The sequence below is a fragment of the Nitrososphaerota archaeon genome, assembly GCA_027887005.1.
In the GTDB taxonomy this organism is placed as follows: Archaea; Thermoproteota; Nitrososphaeria; order Nitrososphaerales; family Gagatemarchaeaceae; genus UBA183.
On the sequence record JAPCJI010000008.1, the window covers coordinates 14586 to 28643 of the forward strand.

Sequence of the window (14058 nt, forward strand, 5' to 3'; positions counted from 1 at the left end):
TTCAAGCTTCTTCGAGGGCGGAGACGATCTTCCGATGGGAAGCGTCGATGCCTTCGACTCCGGTGTTGAGGATGATGCAGGGTACCTTCCAGTTCTCGAACATCTCCCTGAAGAAGGCGGCCTGCCTCTCGTTGTCGAGCTCCAGCAGGTAGGGGTTGTACCAGGGTTCGTTCGAAATCGTCCCCCACTTCTCCTTGGGGCCGGCGCCAGGGAGAATCATATACTCCCCTTTCTGCAGGGTGGCGATTGCCTGATCGGGGGTCAGTGCCTCCTCTGCCGGGCTGTGGTCGTCCCTCCTCAGCAGGACCACGAGGTTGACAGGGACTTCGTCCACCACCTTTCCAGGGCCGAGGATTGCCTCTCTTTCGACCAGGACTCGCGAGTTTCCAAAGGAGTAGTAGCACCAGTTCATCCCGTCGTTGAAAACGCATCTCTTGCCTGTCACTGAACAGTGGTCGGGCCCCTCCGGGTACTCGCAGTCCTCCTTCCGCATGGTCACGTTCTCGTTCATGGACCTGTCGAAGACACCCCGCAGCCAAGGCTGCTCCTTTTGGGATTCTGACCTCATGTAGAGGGCCCGCTCTGGCTGCCTGGCGACGAGGGGGGCCGACGGGCGTGGAGGCGCGGGGTCGGGGAAGGACACGTAGGCCCAGTCGTCTCCGCAGATCTTGCCCTCCTTGTTGAGGAATATCCTGAACGATTGGGTCGTCTTCCCGGTGCCAGTCGGGGCGATAATCACGACACCCTTTCCCTTGTAGAGGGCAGTGGCTCCGTGGATTGACAGGGTGTTGAAACTCTTCTCCAGTATCGCTGCGGCGATTCCCAGAGCCCAGGATTTGCACTGGCCGTAGTATTCCGTGTTCAGGAAGAGGGCAGTGTGGAGCTCAGGGCAGTACTGGGCGGAAGGATCGGCTCCTTCGACCCCGGTGACGGAATAGATCTGCGCCTGGGAGGCAAGGCCGTCCGCAGCGGGCCACCAATTCTTTCCCCAGAAGGCGGCCTGGTGGTCGCTGTTGGTGATGAGCTCGACAACGATCCCGTTCAGGTTGGCCTTCAACGACATCGCCTGCGATCGGTCCAGGGTATCCTTCGCCTTTCTGAGCAGGGGGAGGAATTCGGCTTTCGGGGCGTTCTTGTTCCCCTTCACCCGAGACCTGGACTGCGTGATGTAGTTGTGCAGACCCGGGGCGGACATGGAAACGATTCCGACGAGGCCGAGCTTGTGGCCTTAAAACAATTCGTGGGTTCTGGGAAGTGTATCCAGCTGTCGAAGTCGCTCGATGAATCTTCGAGGCGTGGTCGGCTTTATTACAACCCCGGGCCCCAGGCCCGCTGTGAAGAGTTCGGGTCTTCTCCGCCAAAGCGAGCAGCCCGCGAGGATGGGGAGACCCTGGCCTGTGGCGCCGGTAGTGGCCACCATATTGGTAATCATAGCCTGGCTAGTCTTCATACTCCTCTACGCCCTTTATTGGTCGAACGGGTACAGCCTGTTTCAGAACGTCATCGTCACCATAGTTTCGCTGGTCATCACAGCCCTGCTGGTAAGCGTGGGATGGGTCATCTGGGGCTCCAGGCACCACTGGGATTTTGCGGAATACGGTTGGGAATCCCAACACAAGAAAGAGTAGTCTTCTGAAGGTCGGGGAAGCCACTCGTCCTCCAGCTTGCGGGCTGCGTTGCATGTCGCGCACGGTCGCCTTCAGTCAAACGTAAAAACCCACTCCAGAGGGGACTGTCTGCGTTGATAGGGGGGGTCGCGAAGGAGACAGTAGAAGGCGAGAAGCGGGTCGCTCTGACACCAGAATCTGTTCCGAAGATCAAGCAGATGACCGTGGCAGTCGAGAAGGGCGCCGGAGGTGCCGCGGGCTTCTCAGATTCCGCCTACGAAGAAGCCGGGGCGCGGGTAGTCCCCGACTCGAAGGCACTCTATCAAGAAGCGGACTTGATAATGAAAATCAGGCCGCCCTCCCCGGGAGAAGCCGTCCTGTTCAGGGATGGGAGCGCCCTGATCTCATATCTCTATCCGCTCAACAATCTGGAGGCGATGAAGATGCTTGCCGAGAGACGGGTCACTGCGTTCGCTCTCGACTTGCTGCCCCGCATCAGCCGCGCTCAGTCCATGGACACCCTTTCTTCCCAGGCTAACCTGGCAGGATACAGGGCGGTCACCCTTGCCGCGGATTCACTCCCGAAGCTCTTCCCCCTGATGATGACTGCCGCTGGTACCATAGCACCGGCCAGGGTCTTCGTCCTTGGGGCGGGGGTCTCAGGGCTCCAGGCGATCGCCACTGCCCACAGGTTGGGGGCTGTGGTCGAGGCATACGATGTGCGGCCGACGGTGAAGGAGCAGATCGAAAGCCTTGGCGCGAAGTTCGTCGAGCTCCCCATCCAGGCCCAGGATGCCCAGACCGCTGGAGGATACGCGAAGGCCCAGAGCGATGAATTCTACAGGAAGCAGCAGGAGCTCCTGGCCGAGCACACCAGGACGGCTGACGTGGTCATAGCCACCGCCCTCGTGCCTGGGAAGAAGGCCCCGAACCTAATCTCCGAGGAAGCGGTCAAGGGGATGCGCCCAGGCTCGGTTATCATCGACCTGGCAGCCGAGCAGGGGGGGAATTGCTCGCTGACTGAACCCGGAAAGACCGTCGTGAAGTATGGAGTGATCATCAAGGGCCCTCTGGATGTCCCGTCGACCATGGCTCCCCAAGCCAGCCAGCTCTTCTCCAGGAACGTCACCGCTTTCCTGGGAGCATTGGTGAAGGATGGAGCTTTGAACCTGGACATGAAAGACCAGGTCGTCAGGGACCCCATGGTGCTCCTCAAGGGGGAGGTCGTCTACGGTCCGTTGAAGGAGGCATTGGCGGGGAGTAAGCAATGACGCCCCTCACCTCCGCGGACCTTGAGGTTGACCTGCTGATCTTCCTCCTCTCGACCCTCCTTGGGCAGGAGCTCATCAGGCATGTTTCGCGCCTTCTCCACACTCCCCTGATGGCCCTGACCAATGCAATCTCATCAGTCTCGTTCGTGGCTGCCCTGATCGTGCTTTCGGAGCCTGGCAGCGAGTTGGTCTCGCTCTTGGCCGGGGTCGCGGTGGCACTGGCGGCGACGAACATCGTGAGTGGGTTCCTGATCACCGACCGGATCCTGAGGCTCTTCGAGAGGAGGAAGCCGAAGAAATGAGCGACCTTCTGGTTGAGTACCTGTACATCGTGTCCGCTGTGCTCTTCGTGCTTTCGCTGAAGTTCATGAGCGAGGTCAGGACCTCCCGGCTGGGAAACTTCTGCGGCGTCGCTGGCATGGGTCTGGCTGTGGTGGCGACCCTGGGCGCCTTCCAGGTCGGACGCGTGGACCTTCTGGTGGGAGGGGTAATCATCGGAGCCGCCCTCGGGGCCCCCATAGGCCTCAAGGTGGCGATGACGGCCGTGCCGCAGAGGACGGCCATGTCCCACGCGTTCGGGTCGCTCGCGGTAGCCCTGGTCGGGGCGGCAGAGTACTACCAGGGAGCCCCTGCGATTGACACGTTCACGCTTTCTGTGCTTTCAGCGGAGATGATCCTCGGCTTCCTGACCTTCACGGGAAGCTGCCTGGCCTTTGCGAAGCTCCAGGGGTTGATCACCGGCAGGCCAATCCTGTTCCGTGGGAGGACTGTAGTCAGCCTCACGACCCTTGGCGCTGCCGTCGCTTCAGGTGTGCTCCTCGTCGCCTACCCAGGTCAAGAGTACCTCCTCCCTGTGATGGCCGCCCTGGCGCTCCTCTTCGGCTTCCAGCTCGTGGTCGCCATTGGTGGGGCGGACATGCCCACGGTCATCGCGATCCTCAACTCGTTCGCGGGGCTTTCGGCGGCCGCCCTGGGATTCGTCCTAAACAACAAGCTGCTCATTGTTGCTGGGTCCCTCGACGGGTCGTCGGGGCTGATCCTCGCCCTGATCATGAGCAAGGCCATGAACCGGTCCTTCGTGAACATACTCTTCGCCGGGGTCGGGGCGCACCCGGTAGCAGCCGCGGTCCAGCCAGGAGAGCAAGGCAGGACCGCCCAGACCTACACCGTCGAGGACGTGGCGACCATCCTGGCGAACGCCCAGCGGGTGGTCTTCGCCCCCGGGTACGGCCTCGCGGTGGCCCAGGCCCAGCACGTGGTCAAGGAGCTGGCTGACGTCCTGCAGGCGAGGGGGGTCGATGTGAAGTACGCCATACACCCGGTGGCCGGGCGCATGCCGGGGCACATGAACGTCCTGCTGGCGGAGGCCCAGGTCCCCTACGAGCAGCTCTGGGAGATGGACCGGATCAACCCGCTCTTCCCCGAGACGGACGTGGTCATGGTAGTCGGGGCGAACGACGTCACGAACCCCGCGGCGAGGACGAGGGCCGACTCGCCCCTGTACGGAATGCCGATTCTGGACGTGGACAAGGCGAAGACGGTCGTATTCATCAAGCGGTCCATGGGGGCGGGCTTCTCGGGAGTCGAGAACGACCTATTCTACAACCCCAACACGATGATGGTCCTCGGGGACGCGAAGAAGGTGGTCGGGGAGCTCGTCTCAGCGATGAGGAAGCAGAGCACCTAGACTTCCCACACTGGGACGGCGGGAATGTGACGCAGTCACTCTTGCTGGACATACGGTCTGATGAGTTCCGCTTCTGACAGTGGCTGTCTCTTGAACCAGACCACCTCGATTACACCAAAGGTCTTCTTCAGGCCGTCCTGTATTTTGGCCATCAACGCCTGAACGTCTTCTCGTGACATCTTCTCGCCCTGCTCCTTGTGCGAACGGAGTTCCATTATGGTTTCGTTTATGGACGAGATCAATTCGATAGGCCCGACGTGGCTAGCGTTTTCCCTCGCCATCTTCAGACACGAGGAGATGGATGAGCTAGTTTCCTGCCACATGAGCATGATCAGCGCTTCATGGGGGGTCTTTGAGCTCAAGCCCCAGGCGGATGAGATCCTTTCCAAGGCCTGATAGAACCCCTTTTCGGTACTGGAAGTTGAGAGGAGTGCGGCTGCGTCCAGAGCCCTACAGATGTTTTCCGCACGCTCCAGCCATCGCCCCATCCAGATTAGGTTGTAGACCCGCGAATCCGTTAGCCACCTGTCCTTGGCAAAGACGACAGAACGAGGGTCTTCCGATGGCTTCGCGCCAGCCATGAGGTTATTCGGACACTACGGCTAATATGTGTTTGTCCTGGTCGCAGAAGCGAAGACTCGACTCAACCCTCCCGTGCCAGTCGACAGGAAGGTTCCGTTGACTGGTGAGACATCGGTATAGTCTCGCCCCACAGCTAGTTTCAGGTAGTTTGTTCCTGCGTCGATCATTATTGCCTTCGTTGGGTCGGCCGGCAGCCACCCACATTGTGGATGGAGAAACTCAAGGTACGCATGGGTGTCACCATCCTGGCCCGTTAGGATGCAGCTCACGTAACGGGAAGGTATCCACAGCGACCTAAGGATGCCCAACGCCAAGTGGACCTTATCCTGGCAGACACCCCTGCCGTTGGCTAGCACCTGGTGTGCTTCCGTTAGGACAGTAGTAGTGCCCTTCTCGTACTTGATGTTGTCATGCACCCACTGGGTTATCTTTCCGACAGTATCCAGGAGGCTGTCAGAATCCCCCGCAATTTTCACGGCTAGGTCACGCAGGAGTAAGGGCTTCACCAGGGGCGAGGGGGAGAGAAAGTTCGTCACGTCCTGGTTGAAGTTCATGTTCTGTAGCTGTGCGTCGGGATACGGTCCGTGCCAGGGTGCAAGCCTGAATTCTCCCTGTGAGACGATGCTCAGTTCCTTGTGCCTGGTCGTCACCTTGATGCGCCGGACGATGTTGCCGTAGTCGTCGCTGAATTCTACGTATGCGGAGGGCGGAGAGGTCACCACATCGTAGCTATCGAGGAAAGTGTGGTCGTCCATGTGCGGTATGACGCGCAGGAAATCGTCGTTCTGAAGCACGTAATCCGAGTACCGGTAGACCGTTTCGTACTTGTACCGTCCAGCGAACTCGGTCTGGCCTATTTGAGAACCCATGTTGGCTTGCACGACCCACCGGAAGAGTTGTTGGTAATCCTTGTGTTGGCTCGGGCAACACGTGTAAGCCCACCTGGAAAGACGGTCACCCTGCCCTCCCCGTCCTGCACCGCGTAGACCCGGAGGTCGATGTATCGTTCCTGAAACCCTCCTGACTTCCTATCGAATACCACGTGCTTTGAGAAGTCCAGCGGCTCCTGCGCTATGAAAGCGAATGGCCTGTCGATGATCCGTTGCGACATCTCTTTGCGGTGACTCTGATCAAGATCCTGCATGATGTAGACTCCGAGTCCCCCGTACCCCTCCCTCGCCTTGAAGACCAGTTTACCAATGTTCTGGAGCGCAAACTGCCTGACCTTCGGATCCATGAGGTTGTAGGCCTTGGCGTTGGGTAGGATCGGTTCTTGCCCAAGGTAGCGGCGTATCATCTCCGGCACCCACAGGTATACCAGCTTGTCGTCCGCAACCCCTGTACCCAGCGCGTTCACGAGAATTACCTTGCCCTGCCGGTACGCTTCAGTAAGGCCCGGGACAAAGAGCTCTAGGTCTTCCACCCTTCGGTAGATGAGGTCGACCCTGACGTCCCCGTCGATGGTCCTGGCCCGGACTGTCCCGTCCTCAGCTATGAAGAGGTCGGAGCCTTCGACAAGAGGAATCCCTAGTATTTCGGATAGGTACCGATGCTCGAAGAACGCCGGGCCGTAGCTGCCATCGGTCAGGATGACACAGGCCGGCGAGCGGGTGTTGCAAAGAGATTCGAAGAGTCGCAGGTAGGTGCTGCGTATCTCGTAGTCTCTCACTCGGTACGGTCGCTTCAGTTCAGGGATGGCTCTTTCTGTGAGGTTCCTGCACTTGAGTTGGTACGATATTCCTGAAGGGATGCGCAGGTTGTCTTCCAGGACCACGTAGTTCCCGTCGCCTAGGTTCACAAGGTCGACGCCATAGATGTGCGCGTAGACGTCCTTGGCCGGCCTTACCATCTGGAGAGCGGGGTTGAAGTTGACTGAAGAGTAGACGACGCTCTTGGGGACCACGTCCTGCTTGCCGCAGTAGAGTTCCAGGAGGAACTTGTTGATCGCCCTTAGGCGCTGTTCGACGCCAGCGGCTATGCGTGACCACTCCTCGCGTCCGATCAGCCTGGGAACCCAGTCGATTGGGACGGGCCTCCAACGGTGCGGGTCAAGCTGGAAGGTGAACGAGTCCAACTCAACCTGCCGGTTCGCGTTCGACCACCTCTTGCCGATCTCCCTTGCGCCGAGACCGTTGATGGTCTCGATCATCTTAGAATAGGGAGCCCTCACGCTCCTATCTGGACCGAAGACTTCATTGTTGTCTGATGGAATCGGTGTTTGCAGGGATGTGAAAGAGAAAATGGACGAGAAAAACGTTTAGCCCACCTGGAGGGTCGTTGTCATGCGTAAAGCCAGCAAAGAGAATGTTTCCCCAGGTCTGCAAGGCTTAGACTGCATTGACTGCCCGAGGCACAACATCCGCTTTCAGTTTAGCAATCGCCTCTCCAGAATTGCCAATCTTGTGCAAGTCTTAATTATAGGAGGGTCGAAATGGGGACGAAGGAAAAATGAGACGAGCGATTCCAATCGTAGTGGGCATCATACTTCTTCTGCTCGGAATTGTATGGGGGGCGCAGGGAGCCGGGGTAGCAGGGTCAAACAGTTACATGGACAGCAACCCGACCTTCATTAGCCTGGGCGCAGTTGTCGCCGTTATCGGGGTCGTGTTCATCGCCATCGGGACCTTCTGGAGAACCAAAACCGCCCCGTCTTCGACTTCGTAACCACACGCGATCGCCGCGGTTCAATGCACATCGGCTGCGGATTCCACCGAGACGATTCTAACCGAATGTGAACGTGTAGAGTTTGAACCCGGGACCTGCGATTATCTCCAACTCATGCCATCCGTAGGAGGGCCCATTGACGATGTCGTAAAGCCTCGCCGAGCCTATGTTCACAGACGCAACGCCCTGATGCAGCATCACGTCGCTCCCGACGTATGTCGGAGACAGATTGTTGCCGTCCAACCTTACCTCTATCACACTGGAATTCCCCTCCGCGACGACGTTGACGTTCTTGGCCTGGTAGATCAGGAACAGCTTCGAGCCGTTTCCAACCGACACCATGCCGTCAGGCGCGTTGTACCATTCGCCCGAGAAGTACACGGTGTTGTTCTGCATGTTCCCGGTGATGGTGTAGTCGACGACCTGTCTCGGTGAGAATCCCTGAGGGTTCCCTATCGATGACCTTGCTGTGTTGTAACCGACGTAGATCTCCGGGGTTCCTATCTTGCCGAAATCCACGCTGGTCGCGTTCACAGAGTTGGCAACCACCCCCGCGCTCACATTGTACCCCGCCTTCTGCAGCAACCCTATGATCAGCGTTTCGGTGGTGTTGTATCCCCCCTCTCCTATGTGCGTCTCCCTGATGTTTCCCTTCGCGTCTATGAGGTAGTCTGCCGGCCAGTAGTGGTTGTTGTAGGCGTTCCAGGTGGCGGAGTTGCTGTCCAAGGCGACGGGGTAGTTTATCCCGAACGACCTGACCGCTGCCAAGACGTTGCTGTAGTTCTTCTCAAACTGGAACTCGGGGGTGTGCACGCCTACGATCACCAGCCCGTTGTTCCCGTATTTGTCGAACCAAGCGTTGAGGTAAGGGATCGTCCGTATGCAGTTGATGCAGGAGTAGGTCCAGAAGTCCACCAGGACCACCTTCCCACTCAGCCCCGAAATGTTCAGGGGCTGGGTGTTGATCCAGGCTGCTATGCCCTGAAAGTTCGGGGCCGGGCCAAGGTTGGGGAGGTTCGACACGTTTTCGACGGTTTGAGATGGGCTGAGAAACGGGAGTAGGACCGACACACCTGCCGCAACTATCACGATGCCAACGATTCCAAATACGATCACGTACGCGTTGAGCCTCATCGTTTCGCCGCCTCCACTGAGGTGCCAGACACGAACGCCAGGAATGCCGGCACGAGCGGCAGTATGCAGGGCGAGATGAAAGTCAGGAACCCCGCGGAGAGAGCGATCAGAAAGTTGAGCTGGGACTGGGCGAGTGGGTTTGCCAAAGAGCCCAGTGGGCCAACCCCATTTAGGAAGATCTGTAGGATTCCGATGTAGTTGGTGACCACGAGCAACCCCACCCCTATCAAGAACAGCCCGCTGACGACGTTGAAGTACCTCAGGAACCTCCCACTCTTCTTAAGAAACCCGGAGACCCTCGATACGAACGCGCCGGCTACGAGGAAGGGGATGCCCAACCCAAGGGAGAACGCCATGAGGTATAGGAATCCTAGTCCGGGTGAGACGGCTGCGAGGGTGTAGACAGAGCCGAGAATCGCGCCCACGCAAGGGGTCCACCCTAGGGCGAAAGCGACCCCGAACGCTACTGACGTCACATAGTTGTTCTTGAACTTCCTCGGGCGAATCTTGTGCTCGACGCTGAAGAACGGTATCGCGTACCTGACAGATGCGATCATGAGGATTCCGAAGACCACAATGACGGACCCACCGACCAATCTGATCGTGTTGATGGCACCGAGCGAAGCAGTGGAAAGAACAGTCTGCAGCAGCACCCCCACGATTGAAAACACGAAGGTAAACCCTAGAACGAAGAACACCGAATTCAGGAAGACCTCCTCTCTGGCCCTCGCCGGATCTGTCGACATGTTGCCAGGTCACACGGGTCTCATTACAGGCGTTAGGCAGCCGCCTTGGTCGCGTCGTTCATAGCCAGAACTGGCTTGGAAAATGACCTGCATGTTCTCAGTTTCTCACGTGGACTCCGATATTTATGGAGATAGCAGAGGCCGAACCTCAGGAGCGTCAGGGTTCCAGAAGTTGCCCCGGCCGGGAATATGAAACTGCGCGTACGAGTTCCTGACGAGTTCTAAGCCCTGCGAGGCTCCGGGTCCGAATCCCCAAGCGGCCCCTCCCCGGTTTTCACAGCGGACTCAGCGTAACACGTTGATGAGCATCTCTATGTCTCCCGCAAACAGATGCAAACAGGGTTCGAGTCAAATAAGCCATTGTAAGAACAGAGACGAAGTGCGGTGCCAGGATTCCCACTGGCATCACTGGGTTGGCTTAGCTAGGCAAATGCAGAGCTGCTTCAAGCTCGGTCGTCTGGCGAAGCCAGGTTGAGGGGAGGCTCATGGCACTCGCAATAAGGCAGAACCCTCCAGCAGTAAACGGGATGAATGCCACCAGAAGGTCTACGAAGGGGTCGCCCGAGGACGGTATCAGAGTGGATTCTCTCAGGACACCAAAGAGTTCCAGCGCGAAGAACAAGCCGAACCACATCGCGTGTCTTCGGATTGCAGCATCCTTGCCCCTCAGAGCGAAGACAGGTAGGCCCACAGCACCCGCGGCAAAGGTGACGAAGGGCGGAAGCCAGAATGCCCCCTGTTGGGCTACGTGCTGCGTTGCTCCTGAAACGGTCACAGTGTACGTGGATGGGCTGAACAAGTACGCGACAGCTATGACGACGGAGACCACGAACGCGATCCATAGAACCGCCCGCAATTTCGTCTCGCGACCAGCGCGCTGGGATTGCGAGCCAATGCCCGCCACAGGAATCACCGTCCTGTCCACTCCGTAGAGCATCATCGCTGCCCCGACGTACACAATCATGAATTGCGCCTGTTGATAGAGGAAACCTCCGAGCAAGCCTGCTCTGAGAAGTGCCAGGAAAGAAGTCGCGCCGACGAAGACAATCGCGAACCCCAGGGCAGCGAGTCCTGTACCGGTGGCTCGAGCCCGCTGGCCCTGGTCGTTGAATTTGACCCTCACTCTGAGGGCGAATATGGCCGCTGTCAGCGCGACAATTATGATCAAGGCGGTCAATCCGTAGTATGTGGGGTCAAAGACGACGTTTTCGAGGCTCGGCCCTGTGTTTGGCGAGATGCTTTCCGACGAAACGGCGACCGATTGCAGGATTCCTGGGAGTGGATTCACGCCGGATTATGCAGACACCAAGTGAATACTTAACAAACCGTCTGGATGTAAAGTGGGGATAACGTCCACATCGGTTATATCTGCGAAGCGCCAGTAACCGTAGAAATGGACGGATCTGCCAAGGCGACTGAAGAAACTGTTGAGATGGGGCTAGGCGACCTTGAAGAAGCCTTGAGATTCGTGAAGGCGGACGCGTCAAACCTTCTGAGTGACCTTCTCAGGGGCATCTCCATGTGGGGCTTCACCGCCCTGATGGCGTTCCTTCTTGCCGCCATATGTCTCGTCCTTTCACAGGTCATCCTCACCTATGCCCATCCATACGGTTCTCTCCCACCAATCCTCGACATCCTGTACGTCAGCTACGGATTCGCGATAGGGTCGGCATTTCTTGGCTTCGTCCTTTTCTGGAGATACTACTCGCTCAGGAAGAGATACGCGAGACTCTTTGAAATAGTGGGAAGCCTGCGCCGATAGAGACGTGAGCTCTCTCCCCGGCGTCTCGAACAGAATACTTCAGTACCTCAACAAGATAAGTGACGAAGCGGGCAGAGCTAAGAGAATGGATTTCCTGAGAATTGCAGGGAACGAAGCCAACCTCGACGACTGGGTGAAGTACCTGGTCCAGTGCAATCTGGTAAGACTCGAGGTATCTCCGGCAGATGGAAGAACCACATACGTCATGACTGGATTCGGTCATAAGGTGCATCAGATTTTGAAGGATTATCATTATCTCGGCCCACTCTTCGGCGACCTCAGCAGAAACAGGCGTAGGCGTCAATAGGGAGCACACGAACGCAATCGTAAGGCGTAAGGAAGTTTCAAGCGAGACTGCCACCAAGTCAGCGTTGAAATCCGAATTTGAGCAGGGAAGCGGAAAGGAAGGAGAAGTGAACCCGTAGGTTTGATGCCCAGGCCGGGACCTGAGCACCCATATGGGTGCCCTTTCGTTCTGCCAGATGCTTGGGCAGGCGACCACGATATGGCGGCAACATGATTGCATTCATACCAGGGTTGTGCGGTCGCCGCGCAGTTGAACTTGGGTTCAAATCCTAACGGGATCCCCCTTCATGCTCGCTTCATGTGAGGATGCGCTCTGTCTGACACTACGCTTCCCATGTCTGAGAAACGTGGACTGGCCGTAAATACGCTTCAACACGCCTCGTTGTCGAGAGATTTGGCTCCGCGAAAGCGGACCCCTCTACGGGCCCTCATAGTTATTTCCATTCTCATGCTACTTGTTCTTGTCAGCCTTCCCGAACAGCCCTTGGCAGTGTACGAGGGTTCCCTCCTGGGTTTAGTAGGGGTTTGGACCGTCGCTCTCTTCGTCTTTAGAAGCCGCAGCCATACGTTGCCGCAACGTCGGCAACAGCCTGAAAGGGAGCATACGAATCCGACTGTTCTCGCAGAAACCTCAGCGTCCTTGAGCCAACCAACTGTGGCTTCCAACGGTCTGCGAGAGGCGATGCGAAAACACCCGCTGTTCTGCTTCTTCTTGATCGCCTACGCGTCCTCGTGGGTCGCTTTGATACCCGGCATCCTTTCGGTTTGGGGCTTCCTGCGGTTCGATTACACGATTTCATCCATCCTGAGCTCGTTTGCGGGACCGCCCGTGGCGGCCGTGATAATGACCTACATCACCGAGGGGAAAGCAGGCGTGAATGGCTTGCAGCGGCGTCTTAGACAACGAGGCGCCGGCAAGCCGTGGTATCTGTTCATACTGCCGTGCATTCCATCGCTGCTCTTGCTTGGGATAATTGTCCAGCCAGGAATGCTTGCGAGCTTTCAGGGTCTTACCCCCACCCTTTTGGTGACCTATCCTGCATACTTCTTCGTGGTCTTCTTTGGGGTTGCGCTGCCCGAGGAAATCGGTTGGCGCGGCTTCGCGCTACCCCGCATGCAACCACGCTATGGACCGCTTTGGGGTACTCTGCTTCTAGGCGTCCTGTGGTCCTTCTGGCACCTGCCCCGCTTCCTGGCGCCGGACCAAGGGGGCGGGCCAGGCACGGGCATCGCCACCTTCCTCACAAACTTTTCCGTCTTCTTTCTCTTGCTTCTGGCATTGGCGATTATCTTCACTTGGGTCTTCAACTATACCGGAGGAAGCGTCTTCATCTCCAATTTGTTGCATGCCAGTATCGATACCCCAGCAGCTGTCTGGATACCCCTCTTCGCTGCCGTGAACGTGACGAGCATAGACTTGGCCAACCTCATCGCGTTTGGAGTGCCAGCACTTTTGATTCTCATCCTGACCCGGGGTCGGCTTGGATACAGACCAGTGATTATGGCTGCCCCGAGGAAAGCGGAGGTCGTGCTGCAACCGTAGCGATTGACTCCCTAAACTTCATAGTCACGTTTGCCCTGACCAGGGATATCGCACAATGAGCAAGAATTCAACTCATGTCATTCGACGCGTGAACGCGACGCGTGAAAGAATCTACCGCGCGCTTGTTGATCCGATTGCGATTGCCAAGTGGCGGGCGCCAAATGGGATGACAATGCGCGTGCATTCATTTGAAGCTCGCGAGGGTGGCCCGTTTCGGATTTCCCTCGAATATGACGATCCAACATCGAAAGGCAAAACTAGCGCGCGCACTGACACATATCATGGTCGATTCGTAAAGCTAGTTCCAAATGAGCAAGTCGTCGAAGTGGACGAGTTTGAATCCATGGACCCCGCGCTTGCAGGCGAGATGACAATAACGATTACGCTTGTGGGAGCGGGTGGAAGCACCGACGTCATTGGCATACACGAAGGACTACCGCCGGGAGTGTCAACCGCCGACAACGAGCAGGGTTGGCGAATGGCACTCGGAAAGCTCGCCAAAATGGTTGAGACCAAAGAAAAACGCACCCGTAGCAGAACTTGAGAGGTCAAGGCTCTTGAACTTCTGACTCATTGAAATGAATTGGGACGGTGGGGTTGGGTAGCAATAGTGTGCCCCGGCCGAGCTTAGCACCAACTAGCTAATTGCCCTGACATACTCTAGGTGAATGAACCGGTAGGGAAAGGTCACCTTTGTGGACCATGCGTTAGCCCAGCCATCTTGAAAACCACCTCAAGACGACAATAGCAATAATG

General features: G+C 57.5%; 16 protein-coding genes. 9 read left to right on the forward strand and 7 right to left on the reverse strand.

Features of this window, described 5'->3' with window-relative positions:
• Position 1 precedes the first annotated feature (1 nt).
• Positions 2–1195 (reverse strand): hypothetical protein, encoded by a 1194-nt coding sequence (locus tag OK438_06515; protein MDA4125082.1) that lies wholly within the window; start codon positions 1193–1195, stop codon positions 2–4.
• Between the two features lie 139 nt (positions 1196–1334).
• Between OK438_06515 and OK438_06520 the strand changes: the two genes are divergently transcribed.
• From OK438_06520 to OK438_06535, 4 genes are all read left to right on the forward strand, one after another.
• A complete protein-coding gene (locus OK438_06520) occupies positions 1335–1628 on the forward strand; it encodes a hypothetical protein (GenBank protein ID MDA4125083.1) in 294 nt (97 codons plus the stop codon).
• Between the two features lie 113 nt (positions 1629–1741).
• Positions 1742–2878, forward strand: coding sequence for a Re/Si-specific NAD(P)(+) transhydrogenase subunit alpha (locus tag OK438_06525; protein MDA4125084.1), 1137 nt, complete (start codon positions 1742–1744; stop codon positions 2876–2878).
• A complete protein-coding gene (locus OK438_06530) occupies positions 2875–3180 on the forward strand; it encodes an NAD(P) transhydrogenase subunit alpha (protein MDA4125085.1) in 306 nt (101 codons plus the stop codon). Before OK438_06525 ends, OK438_06530 begins: the two co-directional genes overlap by 4 nt.
• A complete protein-coding gene (locus OK438_06535) occupies positions 3177–4565 on the forward strand; it encodes an NAD(P)(+) transhydrogenase (Re/Si-specific) subunit beta (GenBank protein ID MDA4125086.1) in 1389 nt (462 codons plus the stop codon). The genes OK438_06530 and OK438_06535 overlap by 4 nt, the downstream gene beginning before the upstream one ends.
• A 35-nt stretch (positions 4566–4600) precedes the next feature.
• Here OK438_06535 and OK438_06540 read toward each other — a convergent pair whose 3' ends face one another.
• From OK438_06540 to OK438_06550, 3 genes are read right to left on the reverse strand one after another with little or no spacing between them, the layout of a single operon-like run.
• A complete protein-coding gene (locus tag OK438_06540; protein ID MDA4125087.1) occupies positions 4601–5146 on the reverse strand; it encodes an alpha-E domain-containing protein in 546 nt (181 codons plus the stop codon).
• Between the two features lie 21 nt (positions 5147–5167).
• A complete protein-coding gene (locus OK438_06545) occupies positions 5168–6016 on the reverse strand; it encodes a transglutaminase family protein (protein MDA4125088.1) in 849 nt (282 codons plus the stop codon).
• Entirely contained in the window at positions 6001–7317 is a 1317-nt protein-coding gene (locus OK438_06550) for a circularly permuted type 2 ATP-grasp protein (protein ID MDA4125089.1), read from the reverse strand. Before OK438_06550 ends, OK438_06545 begins: the two co-directional genes overlap by 16 nt.
• Before the next feature lie 278 nt (positions 7318–7595).
• Here OK438_06550 and OK438_06555 point away from each other — a divergent pair, with 278 nt between their 5' ends.
• Positions 7596–7811 carry a hypothetical protein gene (locus OK438_06555; protein ID MDA4125090.1) on the forward strand — a complete coding sequence of 72 codons (216 nt, stop codon included), beginning with the start codon at positions 7596–7598 and terminating at the stop codon, positions 7809–7811.
• Between the two features lie 57 nt (positions 7812–7868).
• Here the strand turns inward: OK438_06555 and OK438_06560 are convergent, their stop codons facing one another.
• The 3 genes from OK438_06560 to OK438_06570 form a co-directional block, all read right to left on the reverse strand.
• Complete coding sequence (locus OK438_06560) at positions 7869–8945, reverse strand: redoxin domain-containing protein (GenBank protein ID MDA4125091.1); 1077 nt, start codon at positions 8943–8945, stop codon at positions 7869–7871.
• Positions 8942–9691, reverse strand: coding sequence for a cytochrome c biogenesis protein CcdA (locus OK438_06565; GenBank protein ID MDA4125092.1), 750 nt, complete (start codon positions 9689–9691; stop codon positions 8942–8944). Before OK438_06565 ends, OK438_06560 begins: the two co-directional genes overlap by 4 nt.
• A gap of 418 nt (positions 9692–10109) precedes the next feature.
• Positions 10110–10979 (reverse strand): hypothetical protein, encoded by an 870-nt coding sequence (locus OK438_06570; GenBank protein MDA4125093.1) that lies wholly within the window; start codon positions 10977–10979, stop codon positions 10110–10112.
• 105 nt (positions 10980–11084) lie between these two features.
• Here OK438_06570 and OK438_06575 point away from each other — a divergent pair, with 105 nt between their 5' ends.
• The 4 genes from OK438_06575 (at position 11085) to OK438_06590 (ending at position 13846) form a co-directional block, all read left to right on the forward strand.
• A complete protein-coding gene (locus OK438_06575; GenBank protein ID MDA4125094.1) occupies positions 11085–11453 on the forward strand; it encodes a hypothetical protein in 369 nt (122 codons plus the stop codon).
• A gap of 4 nt (positions 11454–11457) precedes the next feature.
• Positions 11458–11760 (forward strand): hypothetical protein, encoded by a 303-nt coding sequence (locus OK438_06580; protein MDA4125095.1) that lies wholly within the window; start codon positions 11458–11460, stop codon positions 11758–11760.
• Between the two features lie 639 nt (positions 11761–12399).
• A complete protein-coding gene (locus tag OK438_06585; protein ID MDA4125096.1) occupies positions 12400–13302 on the forward strand; it encodes a CPBP family intramembrane metalloprotease in 903 nt (300 codons plus the stop codon).
• A 55-nt stretch (positions 13303–13357) separates the two neighbouring features.
• The gene (locus OK438_06590) at positions 13358–13846 is read left to right on the forward strand and encodes an SRPBCC family protein (protein ID MDA4125097.1); all 489 of its coding nucleotides are present in this window, start codon (positions 13358–13360) and stop codon (positions 13844–13846) included.
• The last annotated feature ends 212 nt before the right edge of the window (positions 13847–14058 follow it).